Source organism: Paenilisteria newyorkensis, assembly GCF_000766145.1.
GTDB lineage: Bacteria > Bacillota > Bacilli > Lactobacillales > Listeriaceae > Listeria_A > Listeria_A newyorkensis.
The window spans coordinates 81,114-96,785 of the sequence record NZ_JNFB01000044.1; the positions used below are offsets into that span (position 1 = coordinate 81,114).

General features: G+C 42.3%; 10 protein-coding genes and 1 pseudogene. 7 read left to right on the forward strand and 4 right to left on the reverse strand.

The annotated features are described in order from the left end of the window. The first annotated feature begins 8 nt into the window (after positions 1-8). Positions 9-407 carry a (deoxy)nucleoside triphosphate pyrophosphohydrolase gene (locus EP58_RS14695; protein WP_036094589.1) on the forward strand — a complete coding sequence of 133 codons (399 nt, stop codon included), beginning with the start codon at positions 9-11 and terminating at the stop codon, positions 405-407. Between the two features lie 64 nt (positions 408-471). Here EP58_RS14695 and EP58_RS14700 read toward each other — a convergent pair whose 3' ends face one another. Then, positions 472-3,498, reverse strand: a complete 3,027-nt coding sequence (locus EP58_RS14700) for a DUF3427 domain-containing protein (protein ID WP_052171464.1) — start codon at positions 3,496-3,498, stop codon at positions 472-474. Between the two features lie 529 nt (positions 3,499-4,027). Between EP58_RS14700 and mutT the strand changes: the two genes are divergently transcribed. Further along, entirely contained in the window at positions 4,028-4,423 is a 396-nt protein-coding gene (mutT, locus tag EP58_RS14705) for an 8-oxo-dGTP diphosphatase MutT (protein WP_036094591.1), read from the forward strand. A 28-nt stretch (positions 4,424-4,451) separates the two neighbouring features. Here mutT and EP58_RS14710 read toward each other — a convergent pair whose 3' ends face one another. Next, entirely contained in the window at positions 4,452-5,882 is a 1,431-nt protein-coding gene (locus tag EP58_RS14710) for a DEAD/DEAH box helicase (RefSeq protein WP_036094592.1), read from the reverse strand. A 377-nt stretch (positions 5,883-6,259) separates the two neighbouring features. Here EP58_RS14710 and EP58_RS14715 point away from each other — a divergent pair, with 377 nt between their 5' ends. The 5 genes from EP58_RS14715 (at position 6,260) to EP58_RS14735 (ending at position 13,242) form a co-directional block, all read left to right on the forward strand. After that, positions 6,260-7,681: a CapA family protein gene (locus EP58_RS14715; protein WP_036094594.1), complete on the forward strand. Its 1,422-nt coding sequence runs from the start codon at positions 6,260-6,262 to the stop codon at positions 7,679-7,681. Positions 7,682-7,911: 230 nt separating this feature from the next. Continuing rightward, positions 7,912-8,877, forward strand: coding sequence for a cation diffusion facilitator family transporter (locus EP58_RS14720; RefSeq protein WP_036094595.1), 966 nt, complete (start codon positions 7,912-7,914; stop codon positions 8,875-8,877). A 214-nt stretch (positions 8,878-9,091) separates the two neighbouring features. Beyond that, complete coding sequence (locus EP58_RS14725; RefSeq protein ID WP_036094597.1) at positions 9,092-10,573, forward strand: MDR family MFS transporter; 1,482 nt, start codon at positions 9,092-9,094, stop codon at positions 10,571-10,573. Positions 10,574-10,700: 127 nt separating this feature from the next. Continuing rightward, positions 10,701-11,606, forward strand: a complete 906-nt coding sequence (locus EP58_RS14730; RefSeq protein WP_036094598.1) for an AEC family transporter — start codon at positions 10,701-10,703, stop codon at positions 11,604-11,606. A gap of 175 nt (positions 11,607-11,781) precedes the next feature. Next, the gene (locus EP58_RS14735) at positions 11,782-13,242 is read left to right on the forward strand and encodes an AcpB/EbpR/MafR family transcriptional regulator (RefSeq protein WP_036094599.1); all 1,461 of its coding nucleotides are present in this window, start codon (positions 11,782-11,784) and stop codon (positions 13,240-13,242) included. Between the two features lie 52 nt (positions 13,243-13,294). Here EP58_RS14735 and EP58_RS14740 read toward each other — a convergent pair. Further along, positions 13,295-14,247: pseudogene (locus EP58_RS14740) on the reverse strand (quinone oxidoreductase family protein). A 256-nt stretch (positions 14,248-14,503) separates the two neighbouring features. Next, on the reverse strand, positions 14,504-15,622 hold the full coding sequence (gene rlmN, locus EP58_RS14745; protein ID WP_036094600.1) for a dual-specificity RNA methyltransferase RlmN: 1,119 nt from the start codon (positions 15,620-15,622) through the stop codon (positions 14,504-14,506). Positions 15,623-15,672 lie beyond the last annotated feature (50 nt).

Here is a 15,672-nt window from a genome sequence, read left to right on the forward strand (position 1 = left end):
AAAAGATGATGAAAAAAAATATCCATGTCGTGGGTGCAGTCATCATACAAAATGATAAAATACTGTGTGCCCAAAGAGCAGAGAATACATCGCTTGCACTCCAATGGGAATTCCCAGGCGGCAAAATTGAAAAAGATGAAACGCCTCAAAATGCATTGATTCGTGAAATTCAAGAAGAGATAGATTGTCAAATAACTATCGGCGAACAGCTAGAACACACCATTTATGAGTACGATTTCGGCATCGTCCATCTCACAACATTTTTGTGTCACTTGATTCAAGGCGAACCAAAGCTTTTAGAGCACAACGCCATCAAATGGCTAAAACCATCTGACTTAACCTCTCTTACTTGGGCCCCTGCTGATATTCCAGCGGTTCAAAAATTACAGCAACTTACCTTCTCATAAAATTAATTCAGCTTGAATCACATCCTTTCGAGTCTATTTACTCGTCAAGATATGATTCAAGCTTTTAATATGTCAGCTCACCATATAATTGTTGTGGGACTGGCTGATGAAAGCGCCAAATTACATTCATCGGCTTATTGCCATTACTACTAACAAAATCAACTCCACCTAAATAAATAAATGGTTCAGTCACACCATCTTCTTTAGCTTTTTTCCTTACAAATAATTTCACTTTTATTCCCAATGTTTGGTGATTAATAAATTGTTCTCCACGAGGCGAAGTTTCACTTGTGTTATTTTGTGATTGCCAATGGAACTGGCTCTTATCGATAAAATAATCATTGTATTCCAAATGAGCTTCAACCTTTTCTTTATTCAGGTTAACATAAAGGTAAAAGCAGTTATTATAAAAGTGAACACCTTCTTGATCCATTGCCGATTGATATTTATCAACGCCTTCAAGTATTGCTACATCTTCTTTTTTATATTTTTTATAGAGCTGTAATTTTTCATCAAGAAGAAGAGTTTTTTGGCTAAATTCCTTTTCATAGCTATGCACACCATAGTCAAGATAATCATTTAGCAGTTCTTTAAATTCATCAGCCATTATCATGCTTGATAATTCTTGATCTAAATGTATAGTTCCGTTATCATCTTGGAAACTTCTCTTTAAAAGCTTATTATCCATTAGCCTATTTATTGCAAATCGTATAGAAGCCTGTTCCTTTTCTGCTATTTTTATCGAATATACATACTCTACATAGTTCTGAACTAACTCTAAACTAACCTCATTCTCTTTCAACAAAATAACTAAAGCGATGTAATCATAAAATTTACGAATAGGAATTAGACTTGAGATACTATCAAATAATTTCGTCAACACACTACTTTTGAAAATTGCGCTGTCAATAGAATCCGCCAATTCCGTTCTCTGCTTTATTGTATGGATATTTTTATATACTGTACCTGATAATAATTGCTTAATCTCTGGAGCATTTTCAAATTTAACAAAGTCGAGTATTTGAACAGTTCTATTACTTCCCGTACTTTCCTTAACTACTTTATCAAAATCTTTAAATATAGACTTAATATTATCCGCGGTGTTAAACTTCGTTATATCGAGAGTTTGCAGTATCTCTTCTTTTACAATTGGAGACAAATCTATATGCAAATTAGCATTTAAGTCTTTAAAATTACTCTGTATCATATACCGTACTTTATTTTTATCTATATATCCCCGTTCTCTATTCCCCATCAATGCCACTGGAATTAGATAACTCTTCCTGTGATTCGCAACAAAATCAAGGACCGTGACATATTCTTTGTTTGGTGATTTCCGCAACCCTCGGCCAAGTTGTTGTGTAAAAACAATAGCAGATTCAGTGGGACGCAAAAATAAAATTAAGTTTAGTTCTGGGATATCAACACCTTCATTAAAAATATCCACAGTAAATATAAACTGCAATTCATCATTTGGATTACGGAGTCGTTCAATCATTTCAAATCTTCTATCGCCTTGGTCGTCACCAGTCAGGCATATACTTTTTATACCTTCTGAATTAAATTGCTCACTCATAAATTTGGCATGTTCTTTATTAACACAAAATCCTAAACCATGTAATGTATCACCACTATACTGATATTTTTTCATATTTTTTAATATCAATTCTATTCGTCTGTTGGTATTTAATTTTTTAACTAACTCATGTTCATCTCTGGATATTTCATTTAATTCTAATACCGTATTATCTGAGATACCAAAATAATGAAAAGGTGCTAATAGCTCTTTTTCTAAAGCTTCTTCTAATCGTATATTAGAGACTACATTATTTTCCACCAAATCATATATATTTACCTTATCGGTCCGCTCAGGCGTTGCAGTTAGCCCCAACAAAAATCTAGGATGAAAATGCGCAATCAATCGTTCATATTGCGGAGCTGCTGCACGGTGGAACTCATCAATAATAACAAAATCAAAATGTTCCTTTGAAATAGTTTCTAAGTCTTTAGCGAGCGTTCTCATCGATGCAAATGTAAACTTAGCTAACTCTTTTTTCCCACCTACATAATAAGAAAATGATTCAGAACCATCCTCAAACACTTGGCGGAATGTCCTATGAGCACTTTTTAAAAGTTCTATACGATGTGCCACAAAAAGAACTGAACTAGCTCCAATATCCTTTGCAGCAAATGCAGCCAAGTAGGTTTTACCTGTTCCTGTGGCCGCAATGGCAAGCCCTCTAGTATGCCCATTATCCATAGATTTCTGTATATTTGACAGAGCTTCATCCTGCATTGAATTAGGTCTTAACTCACCTGAACCCAGTGTTTGAGAATTGTTAAAGCTAGCTCTATATGTTGATTTCCCATCTTTAATTTGGCAATATTCTTTATAACCCATAACATATGCTTCATCCAAACATACAATATTATCATGTCTCCAAAGATGTTCGAATCTCAGCTGACCTGTTTCTACGACACTATCTGATTTTTTTTCATAAGTACGTAAATTCCACTCCTCTCCATTTTTCAATGCTGCTTTTGAAATGTTAGAAGATCCTAAAATGATTGAGTCAACATCATTTTTACGATAAAAGATATAAGATTTAGCATGAAAACTGTCTACACTACTCTGCGGTTGATAAATTTTTGTTTCGATATTTGGATACTGTAACAGTGTTTCCATCGCACTTGGTTCTGTAATATTTAAATATGTAGTGGTAATAATTCTACCTTTAATACCTGCTTGTTGAAGCTGATCTAGCGTACTCACCAACAAACTCAATCCAGAAGTACGTATGAAGCTAACGACAATATCAAAACTATCACATGTTAGCAATTCTTTCTTCAATACATCTAATAACTGCTCTGCTTCATTGTACATCAATCTAGTTTTTCCATTTTCTGATGCTTTTAGTGATATTTCGTTAAAGAATTTACTCTGTTGTTTATCCATTTTAGAAAGCCCTACTTCACCTTTTAGAACCTCTAAGTTTACTTGCTGTAATTGTTCTTCAATGACATACTCAGCAGCTGGTTCCCTAACCTCTTGAGCATCTCCACTATTACTCTTATAAAAATTTTCATCCATTTTGTTCTCAATCCACCTTGTTAGTAAATTTCCATTATTCTTATTATAGCTTATTTGACTATTTTTTACCTCTAATCCATGTAAATTTGTTATGAGAAATAGGTAAACAGCCCTCTATTTGTAATTTTAGTAATATTTCACCTGTCTTACGCTCTTTCAGATTACATAATAGAAAGCCCAATAAATATTACCGTAATCAAAAAGACCCGAGCTGAACATTTCCTAGCCCAAATCTCTATTTATAAACATTAATAATTGATATAAACACAAAAATAGCCCCAACAATCTCGCCAAAACGAAATTGTTGGGGCTATACGGGTTCAAGACCCTTGAAACGGCTGCTGCTTTTGCACCTAGTGCACGGACTCAAAGGCCCTCCAATAGTTCCATAGTATAACATCACGCTCGTCATGTCAATTAATTTCCGCCTTCCATCTAAGCTCAATATGATAACTACTGCTATATATTACAAAATACACGAATCAGGGCTTATTGTGCTATGATAAGGAATGAAAAAGGAGGAATCCCAATGCAAAAAGATATCCATGTCGTCGGCGCTATCATTCAAAAGAACAATAAAATCCTCTGCGTCCAACGTGCTTACTCTGCTGTTAATGGCGCGGATTGGGAGTTTCCAGGCGGTAAAATCGAACCCGGCGAAACACCCGAACAAGCGCTCATTCGCGAAGTCCAAGAGGAAATCGGCTGTGTCATCACGGTGAATCAAGCGTTTGACCACACCGTTTACGCCTACGAATTTGCCAATGTTCACCTCACTTGTTTCCTTTGTGATCTCATCACTGGCGAACCGATTTTGCACGTCCATCAGGCGATGAAATGGCTCAACACTAACGAATTATCTGACTTGAAATGGTCGCCTGCCAATCTCCCAGCCGTCGAAAAACTCCAGAAAAAAGATGTCTAATCGCGCTGACTAGGCATCTTTTTCTAACTTATCTCCGTGCTTTGCTTACTTTCAATTTCTTTCCTTTTACCGTAACGGTTTGCATCGCCTTCACGACTTGCGCGCCTTTTCCGTTCAGAATTTCCACAAACGACACGTTATCCTCAATCGTGATAATCCCGATATCATCCGCGCTAACGCCGTCCAATTTCGCGATTGTCCCGACGAAATCCACCGCGCGTAGCTTCTTCTTTTTGCCGCCGTTAAAATAAATCTTCATAATATCTTTACTCAGCGCCGCGCTCTTGTCCTTCTTCACGACTGGTGCTTCTTCCATTTTCTCGTCAAAAGCTGGTTTTCGCGCCGCCACAATCGCCTCATTTGGCAGATCAACTTGCGGAATTTCAAAGCCAATGTACTCCTCGATTTCACCGATAAAACGATTCTCAAACGGCGTCACAAAAGTAATGGCCTTCCCGCTTCGTCCAGCGCGCCCCGTCCGACCAGTCCGATGTACATAGCTCTCTTTTTCAAGTGGCACGTCGTAATTCACCACAAGCGTTATGTTCTCGATATCGATCCCGCGCGCCGCCACGTCTGTTGCCACTAAAAAGCGAAACATGCCGCGTTTAAAATCGTTCATCACGCCAAAACGATCTTCTTGCGTCAAACCACCGTGAATCTTCTCAGCAGGATAACCCATGCGGCGCAGCTGGTCATACGTGTCATCCACGCGCTCTTGCGTCCGACAAAAAATAATCGCGCTTTCCGGATTCTGCACAATCAACGTATCGCGTAACGCGACCATTTTGCGATCATCCTTCACCGTCACTTTTTCATGCGTAATATCCGCCGTCGTCAGGCCAGTGGCAGCGATTTCGACGTGCTTCGGTGCCTTCATATACTTGTCGCTCAACATCGCGATATCCGCGGGCAAAGTCGCCGAGAAAAGCATCGTCACGCGCTCCTTTGGCAAAGCTTGAATAATCGCCTCAACCTGCTCAATAAAGCCCATGTTCAGCATCTCGTCCGCCTCATCGATGACCAAATAGCGCACCTTCTCCAAGCTCAGCGTTCCTTTTTCAATATGATCCAGCGTCCGGCCAGGCGTCCCAACAACAACATGGCTCTTCTGCTTCAATTCCAATTTCTGTTTCGCAAAAGGAGACTTCCCAAAAATCGCCGTCGCCTTGATACGTTTAAAACGACCAATATTAGTAAAATATTCCTGAACCTGCGCCGCCAATTCCCGCGTCGGTTCCAAGACCAGCGCCTGCGGTTTATTCTCGCCCCACTCCACGAGCTCACAAATCGGAATCGCAAACGAAGCAGTCTTCCCACTCCCAGTCTGCGCCTTCACGACAACATCCTTCTCCTCCAAAACAAGCGGCACAACCTCGCGCTGCACCTCCGTCGCCTCCGTATACCCTAACCCAGCAAGCGCCTTCTCAATATCCGAACCTATATTATCAAATTTCATATTTCTACCTCTTTCATATTTCTACATCATATCTGTATGGTGTTTTGTTAAGTATAACATGAAAAGCTGAGGGAGCCCGTTAGATCCGAAAAAAATTGTTAGGGGCCGCAGGAAAAGTCACAAAAGGATGGCAATATCACTACGTTCTATTGCATATTGATTCACTAAATCAAAGCATACGACGCTTTGAAAGTTCATCAACAACTTTTTCGGAGGTCACGAAATTTTCGAGGATCTGGCTCCCGAAGCTGGATCCGGAGGCGGCGATCGTGACGCAGAACAAGCATTACACACTCACTTCTATCCTTATACATATTGCCATTTCCCCACTCGCATAATATACTAAAAAGAAAACCGCTCTTGAAAGGAGCAACACAATGAAGAAAAAAACACTCATTATACCAGGCATCATCATTCTATTTTTTGCAGTAGGCATTTTTTGGACTGTCCATGCTTTGGACCAGGCGCCAAAATCTGAACCGCTCAAAAATCTCACCCAGAAATCCGTTCAACAGCTATCCGAACAAACGAAATCAACGCTCCAATCCCTGGCTAATTCAGGCGGAGACACCACTTCACAAAAACAATTAACCGCACTAATAAACAACACAAAACAGTACAAACTAACAAGCGACGCCAACAGCACATACATCAAAAACCTAACCGCTTGCCTAGAAACGCTCCAACAATACAAATCCGGAAAAGCCGATAAAAAAGCGCTCGGACAGGTTTATCCAACTTTTATAACGAGTGAAAACAAGCTCAGCGATATTACCAAAACCACGCAATACCAATGGTTCTATGCAGCTGCAGCGAACTACGAACAGGGTCTCAAGCAAAAAGGCGTCATCACGCTAACCATGGTCGGCGACAACTCGTTCGGCACCTATCCCGAAACGCCTGAACACCTCAAATTCGACAATGTTTTCAAGAAAAATAACGGCACCAACACGTACGTTTATCAAAACTGTTTACCGTGGTTCAAATCTGATGACTACACGGTTATCAACGCCGAAAGTGCCTTCACGAATGCGACGAAAGCCGAAGTCAAAATGTGGCGTATTAAAAGCGATCCAGCGCATGTCGCGTTCCTGCCAGCAAGCGGTGTCGATGCCGCCAATCTCGCTAATAACCACACGATGGACTACTTCCAAGTTGGCTATGACGACACGCTAAAAGCTTTTAAAGACAACGATATTCCCGTTTTCAACAAAAATATGCCGCTCATCACCAAAATAGGCGGTATCGAAACTATTCTACTCGGTTATGATTGCCGCTCGAGCCAACAATCCGCGAGCTATCTTGCAAAAATCGAAGCGGACGTAAAAAAGTATAAAAAACCGAATAATCTCGTTATCGTCAACATGCATTGGGGCGTCGAATATCACGAAACACCCGTCGACTACCAAACCCAATTCGGCCATGCCATCATTGACGCCGGCGCGGATATCATCATGGGCTCTCACCCTCACCGCCTCGAAAGCGTAGAGAAATACAACGGCAAATACATCGTTTACAGCATGGGAGACTTCGCTTTTGGCGCCGATCCAACTCTACTTTCCCGCATGACCTCGATGTTCCGATTGCGCTTCACAGAAGATGATGGTAAAGTAGTTCTTAAAAACATGCCCATCGTCCCAACCTACGAGAACTCAGACGGCAGCCTAAACGAAAACAACTACCAACCACTTCCCGTTTTTGGCGACGATGCGAAGAAAATTGTGAACGAACTCATCCGAATAAGTAAACCAATACAGGGCGGCGTAACAGAGTACGACTACTTTGATCCGTTTATATGAAAAGTTGAGACGGCCCGTCAGATCCGAAAAAAATTGTTAGAGGCTGCAAGAAAAATCCGCTCTTGATTTTTTTGGAGGGCACGAAATTTTCGAGGATCTGGCCGTTGAAACTGGATCTGGAAATACTAATCATGATTCTCAACATGGGCCTATCACTACCAGCACTTCCCACGCTTAATAAGGATTGAAGGAAAGAACATTCTCTAAAAACCAGAAAGAAGGAACCCAATTTGAAAGAAATATTTCAACTGCTAAAAAAGGGAAACAAATCGGCACTCACCGCGGCAATCGTCAACGTGCTTGTCTCCATCATTAAAGGAACCACCTACGTTTTCACAGGAAACGTCGCCATGTTCGCCGAAACGCTACATAGTCTCGGGGACGCGGCTAACCAGTTTTTCGTATTCGTTGGTTCAGCACTCAGCAAAAAACGCCCAACAAAGCGCTTTCCAAATGGTTTTGGCCGTGTCGTGAATCTCGTGCTTCTCGGCGCCGTTCTTATCGTTGGTATCATGGCATTCGAAACGATTAAAGAAGGCCTCGCGCACATTTTTCATCCGACAGAATCGACAGGTTTCCTCATTAATCTTCTCGTTCTGGGAGTTTGTACGATTCTAGAAGGCTTCGTACTCGTGAAAGCAATGCGTGAAATCGCGCATGATGTTGGTCTAGAATCGCGTGGCCTCAAGCTTTTCAAAGATAGTCTCGCGAATTTCGGCAAGGCAAAAGCGGCAACTCGCCTCGTTTTCCTGGAAGATTCGGTCGCAACTGGCGGCGGGCTTTTAGCGATGATCGCGATTATTATTTCCTATTACACGCCGTACCATCAAGCAGAGGGAGTCGCTTCTATCCTCATCGGTATCCTCATGTTCCTCGTTGTCGGCAAAGTATTTCTTGATAATGCGGCCGGCGCGATTGGCGAGTCTGACGAAGTAATGCAGGTCCAAATCGGCCAACTTGTCATGACAGATCCCGACGTGCAAGATATCCAGGTCATTACGGTTCTAAAAGAAGGCGACTTTTTCCATGTCGAAGTGGAGGTCGAACTCGATCCAAATATGACGCTCGCTCAGGTTGATGACGTTAAAGATCGCCTAGAAGAAAGCATCCTGACTGTCAAAGGGGTCGTCGATGTCCTCGTGACGTTCGATGAAGACGATACGATCACTAATTGGGAATACGGCGACGGTCGGTAATTTTACAATCAAAAGTACGGTGAACAGGGTTTTCGTCTCTGCTCATCGTATTTTTTTCGTTCTAAAAAGAGGTCTAGAAACAAAGATAACGCTACCATTTTTACGTTCCAAATTTTTTCAACGTTTTTCATTGACTCTTTTGCGAAATTGCCCTATAATAATCAAATAGTTAATTAAGTGAACTAATTACTTTTAAATCAAAAGGAGATTGAACATGACACAAACAGCACACGCGGAACAACCCGTTGATATCCACGGGAAACCTTATAATCGTATGTTACTAATGACAGTAATGCTTGTGGGGGCATTCGTTGCTATCTTAAACCAAACGATTCTATCAACGGCTCTTCCACACATTATGGTCGATTTAAACATCACAGCCTCTACAGGGCAATGGCTAACAACAGCATTCCTACTTACAAACGGGATTATGATTCCGATTACGGCTATGTTAATCGGTAAAATCAACTCGAAAACACTATTTTTAACAGCAATGATCGTCTTTACAGCTGGTACCATCATCTCGGCTTTCTCAGATAGCTTTGCATGGTTACTTGCTGGACGTATTGTACAGGCAGCTGGGGCCGGGATTCTAATGCCTCTGATGCAAACGATTTTCCTACTTATTTTCCCACCGGATCGTCGTGGGGCAGCAATGGGTATGGTCGGACTAGTTATCGCTTTTGCGCCTGCTATCGGGCCCACTTTATCAGGTTGGATTGTTGACAGCTATGATTGGCACATGCTTTTCATCATCTTGATTCCAATCGCAGTACTAGATATTATCTTCGCCTTTTTCGCGATGAGAAAAGTCGTGGAACTAACGAATCCGAAAATCGATATTCTCTCGATTGCGCTTTCGACGCTTGGTTTCGGTGCCCTGCTTTACGGCTTTAGTAGCGCGGGTACAGACGGTTGGACAGACGGCCTTGTGCTTACGATGTTCGCAGTTGGTGTTGTTGGTTTAGTCCTATTCGTATGGCGCCAACTGAAAATGGAAAAACCGATGCTCGAACTTCGCGTTTTCCAATCACCAGTTTTCACACTTTCAACGATTATTAGTGCGATCGTGATGATGTCTATGATCGGCGCAGAAATCGTATTACCACTTTACATCCAAAATATTCTCGGCGAAACCGCGCTGCACTCCGGATTACTACTACTTCCAGGTGCGATCGTGATGGGTGTTATGAGCCCGATTACCGGTATTATTTTCGATAAAATTGGACCGAAACTACTCGCAGTCGTTGGTATGACATTACTTGTCGCGGGTACGATTCCATTCATGTTCTTAACAAAAGACACGTCTACTATGTATATTATCGTCTTCTACGCCGTGCGTTTCTTCGGTATTTCGATGGTTATGATGCCGATGTCAACAGCTGGTATGAACTCGTTGCCACTGAACATGATGAGTCACGGTACCGCGGTGAACAACACGATTCGCCAAGTTGCCGGTTCAATTGGTACAGCGATTCTAATTACGGTATTAAGTAACGTAACGAAGAGCAACATGCCTGAAAAAGCTTTAGCGATGGCTGATCCGCAAGCATTCCAAAGCCAAGCATTGACAGCGAACCTTGACGGTATGAAAGCAGCGTTCCTCGTTGCCGTAGCCTTCGCGGTTGTCGGTTTGATTCTAAGCCTATTCGTGAAAGATATCCGTCCTCAAGGTAAAAAAACAGTAACAAAATAAGCTAAAAAGAAACGCATACGCTGAGAAATTATCAGTGATGCGTTTCTTTCTTTACCAGCTCCTGTTAATAGAAAAAGTATGCTAAGATAGTAAAAAAGGTTTTTAACTTGAGAAAAGGGTGTTTTGGATGGAATTTGTTTTGATTTTGTTGCCGATTTTCGGAATTTTCGCGATTGGCTTTATTGGTCAGAAAACGCTCAAATTCGATATTCCGAATTTGTCGAAGTTGACGCTTTATTTGATGTCGCCGTTTTTGGCGTTTAATACGTTTTATACGAATCCATTGACGATAGACTATGCGTATTTACTGATTTTCGTTGTCGGGCTTTGTTTATCGATTATTGTGATTATTTATGTGATTGCGAAAGTGATGAACTACGATATTCAAGATGCGTGCGCGATGATTCTGGCCTCGGCGTTCATGAATAACGGAAATTACGGGACGCCTGTCGTTTTGCTGATTTTTGGCGCGGCTGGGCTTGATATCGCGGTTATTTTGATGGTGTTGCAACAACTCGCGATGAGCACGATTGGGGTCTTTTTCGCAGCTCGGGGAAGTTCGCAAAACGCCAGCATGAAAATTGTATGGCAACGCGTGGTTCGGATGCCTGTCGCTTACGGGGCACTACTTGGGATTGTCCTGCAACTCGTTCATTTCCCAGTCCCAGCCAGCGTGATGACGTGCGTAAAATTAGTCGGGGATGCAGCGATTCCAACGATCATGATTGTACTCGGCATGCAACTCGCGGTCATTTCGTTTCGCCGTATTGATATCCCTAAAGTCTCGATTTCGCTTATTTTGCGACTCCTCATTTCCCCACTTATCGCCGTTTTATTTACGCTGATTCTGCCGGTAGACACGATGACGAAACAAATCATGATTTTGCTTGCCGCGATGCCAACCGCTGCTAACACAACTTTGCTCGCTGTGCAATTCAATACCAAGCCAGATCTCGTTTCCAGCACAACTTTTATCAGCACTGTTCTCAGTATTGTCACAATTCCAGTCGTTTTATGGATACTTTTCCCTTAAAAATCGTGACAAATAAAATACGGTGTGATATAGTTAACAAACTGAATGAATATGGATAGCAAAAACTATCTCTATGCAGCTATGAAAACACCGAACCTGTTACTAGGCAAGGTGTTTGTTTTCGTCTGTCCCTGTAGCCTTTTTGTGAAGAAATGAGCTAGGAGTGTGTCGATTTTTGAAAAATTTAATCATTGCTTCGGAGTACCGTAAACTTCATTTGCTACAAACTTTATTTAAGTCACCGAGCACCTATCAAAAAAAAGAGCTTGCCCAATTACTGCATTGCTCTATCAAAACGTTGGAAAGCGACATCGTGTCCTTACAAGAACTGTTTGATAAAGATGTGGCTTATGTCTACGAAGATCGCCATAAAAACATTCTGCTTGATGTCGGTGAACATGTCAATTTCGCCTATCTTTATGCATTTGTCATCAGTAATTCCCATCTCTACCTACTCTCCAAGGACATTTTTGTTGGGAAAAAGATAAATCTAGCTGAATGGGCTGCTGAAAATTATACGAGCCTTCCAACGATGTATCGCCGCGTTCGCCAAATCGATGCGTATCTTGCCGAAAGTAATCTTATTTTAGAGACGCAACCGCTTGCCATCAAAGGTCCTGAGATTAATTTACGTTTCTTCTACTATCAAATCTATAGTAAATCCTATCCATACACCGAATGGCCGTTTCCAGACATCCCCTACGAAACTATCAACCAATTTATCCTCCAAGTCGAAGCTTTTTATCACATTCACTTTTCTCTATCCTCACGAATCAAATACGCCATTTCAATTGCTATTTCCTTGACACGCGCGCAACAAGGACATCCCGTCACTCTCGATGAATCGCTCATTCACGCCTGGAATCAAGCCGTCGCGACTCAACCAGACAAGATGACCATCGATTACGGTATCCTTGAAAATATCACTGGCAACTCATTATCCGACAGCGAGCGCTATTTCACGCTAATTACTGCTTTTTGGAGCCATTTCATGTACAAAGATGCTTTCTTTTCCGATTTACGCGCGAAATATATTCCCGATATGCATGTGCCGAAAAGTATGCTAGCTTCTGAACTGACAAGCGTGTTAGATGCCTATTCCATTCCAAATAAAGAAGTGGCTATGAGAGAAACTGTGGATTTCCTCGCATGCTTCACTTTCATCGACAAAATGACAAGCTTACCCGAAATGCCACCAGCACACGTTTCACCTGAAGAAATAAGCCTGTATAAAGAAATTCGCGCCATTTTAACATCGTATGAAACACATCTAGATTTCCGTTTTATTCGGCAAAATAAGTCTGAAATCGTGCGACATTTAACTAAAATATACAGCCTTTTAATCGACCAGTCAGAGCAACGTCCCAAAATCCACGTCAAAGTCATCTCTGAGAACGGCTATTTATGGGAGGAATATGTTCGACGCGAAATTAAAAAGAAATATTCAACGGACCAAGTCATTTTTTGTAGCGACACCATATCTCATGAATCCCAGTCGCACGTAGACTTAATTATCAGTGATTTCCCATTCTATGAACAGCCAGATATTCAGGCGAACGGCTTGCTTTGGAATATTCCGCCTTCCCCCACCGATTACGCGCAATTAGATAACATATTAGAACGTTGTAAAGCATAAAAATAGCAGGTAAACGGAGCTATAATCGCCATCCTGTTTACCTGCTATTTTTTTATGGAATCAATAAAATTTTGCCCGTACTTTTTCTGCTTTCCAGCAAATCATGTGCGGCTTTTCCATCTGATAACGCAAATTTCCGCGGCTTATTCACCGTTATTTTGCCGGCGCTGATCATTTCAAACAAGGCATGCGAACGCTTGATTCGCTCTTCTCGGCTTGTCAAAAAGCTCCACAAATCGCCGCCCGTCAAGGTTTTCGAAGTATCCATCAACATCCGCGGGTCAACTGATACCGGGTCGCCGCCAGACATGCCGTAAAAAACCACCGTTCCTTTATCACGCACTGCTTGGAAACTATCCATCAGCGTCGAGCCTACAGAATCATACGCCACATCGATTTTTCCAGCAAGTTTCTCCGACCAATTATCGCTATATAGCAAAACTTCTTCCGCTCCAAGTTTGCGCGCGACTTCCGCCTTTTCTTCACTCGACGTCAGGCCAATCACCTTGCCTCCAAGCGACGTAATAATCTGCGTCAACATTTGGCCAACACCGCCTGCAACCGCATGAACGAGCGCCACATCCCCATACTTAATCGCGTAACTATCCTTCGCCAAATAGCTCGCCGTCAAGCCTTGCAACAGAACCGAAGCCGCGACATCATCCCGAATCGCGTCCGGAATCGGAATCGCCTGCGCAACAGGCACCACCACACGTTCCGCATTCGCAAGTGGCACATCGACAAAAAAGCCACCCGGTCCCCAATCGCGAAATCCGTCACGCCCTCACCAAGCGCCACAACAACACCCGCGCCCTCATAACCAAGCACGTACGGCGGCTCCCCAACAAGATGGTAGTTCCCTTTACGACGATAAATATCCGCAAAATTCAATCCAATCGCAGTCGTATCAAGCAAAATTTCGCCCTTCCCCGCCACCGCGTCAGGAATATCCACATACTGCAATACATCCGAATTCCCAAACTCATTAAAAACCAACGCTTTCATAAAATCGTCTCCAATCTCCCATTTATGTAAGAAAAGCCTGGATTAGGCTCCGGATAAAGAAAAATACGCCTACCCGTTATTAATGGATAAGGCGAGGATTCCGCTTTAAACAAATCGAGCGAAAGCGTTTGTATTCCACAATTTTGGTGGAAACCGGAAGCGGAGCATACTGGTGTATGTGAGAACCGGAAGTCCACCAAAATTGTGGAATGCGAGCGCTTGTCGCCGATTTACTTGGGCTATCATCCCTACTTATTTATTCTGCAGCAGCTTGTTTTGCTTCAGCCTCTGCTTTTTCACGCATCCGTTCCCGAACACCTTTTTTCTTAATTTGCTTACTACGCAACTGGCCACATGCCGCGTCAATATCCGTCCCATGCTCGCGACGAACGACACAGTTAATGCCTTTACGCTTCAATGTCTCATAAAACGCATCAATAACCTCCGTATCGCTACGTTGATACTGATCATGCTCATCGACCGGGTTATACGGAATCAAGTTCACCCAAGCCAGATGGCGTTTCTCACCGATTAAAGCCGCGAGTTCAAGCGCTTCTTGCCTGTGATCATTGACATCTTTTAGCATAATATACTCATACGTAATACGGCGATTCGTTTTCTCCAAATAATACTCGACTGCTTCCATCAATTTTTCAAGTGGATATGTCTTGTTAATCCGCATCACGCGCGTACGCAAATCGTTGTTCGGTGCATGTAGAGACACGGCCAAATTGACACGAATATCCTCATTCGCAAAATCAATAATGCGCGGCGCTAGACCACTTGTAGACACCGTAATATGACGCGCTCCGATCGCTAAGCCCTTCTGATCGTTCACAACACGAAGGAAATCCATCACGTTATCGTAATTATCAAACGGCTCGCCAATACCCATAACCACGATATGGCTGACACGCTCGCCATTCCCCTTCGAATCCAAATAAAGCTGCACGTTCATAATCTGCTCCACAATCTCGCCAGCATTCAAGTCACGCTGCTTCTTCAGCAACCCACTCGCACAAAAAGTACAGCCGATATTACATCCCACTTGCGTCGTCACACAAACACTAAGCCCGTAAGAATGCGTCATCATAACCGTTTCAATCAAGTTACCATCCGATAGTTGGAATAAATATTTCGTCGTACCATCTTTAGATTCCTGTTTAATTTGTTCATTTAGCGTATGCATCGTGAAGTTTTCCTCCAACATATCCACACACGTTTTATTCAAGTTCGACATCTGCGCAAATTCTGTGACACGTTTGACATAAAGCCAGTCCCACACTTGCGTCGCGCGGAATTTCTTCTCGCCTTTTTCCTCAAACCAGTCGCCAAGCTGCGCCATCGTTAACCCGTAAATCGAGCTTTTTTCCATTCTTTAAAAACCTCTTTTCAAAATTTCATTACGCCTTATCCAAATTATAA

Coding starts and splice junctions, on each gene's coding strand:
- mutT (WP_036094591.1), top strand. CDS start 4,028: ATGCAAAAAGATATCCATGTCGTCGGCGCTATCATTCAAAAGAACAAT.
- EP58_RS14725 (WP_036094597.1), top strand. CDS start 9,092: ATGACACAAACAGCACACGCGGAACAACCCGTTGATATCCACGGGAAA.
- EP58_RS14700 (WP_052171464.1), bottom strand. CDS start 3,498: ATGGATGAAAATTTTTATAAGAGTAATAGTGGAGATGCTCAAGAGGTT.
- EP58_RS14695 (WP_036094589.1), top strand. CDS start 9: ATGAAAAAAAATATCCATGTCGTGGGTGCAGTCATCATACAAAATGAT.
- rlmN (WP_036094600.1), bottom strand. CDS start 15,622: ATGGAAAAAAGCTCGATTTACGGGTTAACGATGGCGCAGCTTGGCGAC.
- EP58_RS14730 (WP_036094598.1), top strand. CDS start 10,701: ATGGAATTTGTTTTGATTTTGTTGCCGATTTTCGGAATTTTCGCGATT.
- EP58_RS14710 (WP_036094592.1), bottom strand. CDS start 5,882: ATGAAATTTGATAATATAGGTTCGGATATTGAGAAGGCGCTTGCTGGG.
- EP58_RS14715 (WP_036094594.1), top strand. CDS start 6,260: ATGAAGAAAAAAACACTCATTATACCAGGCATCATCATTCTATTTTTT.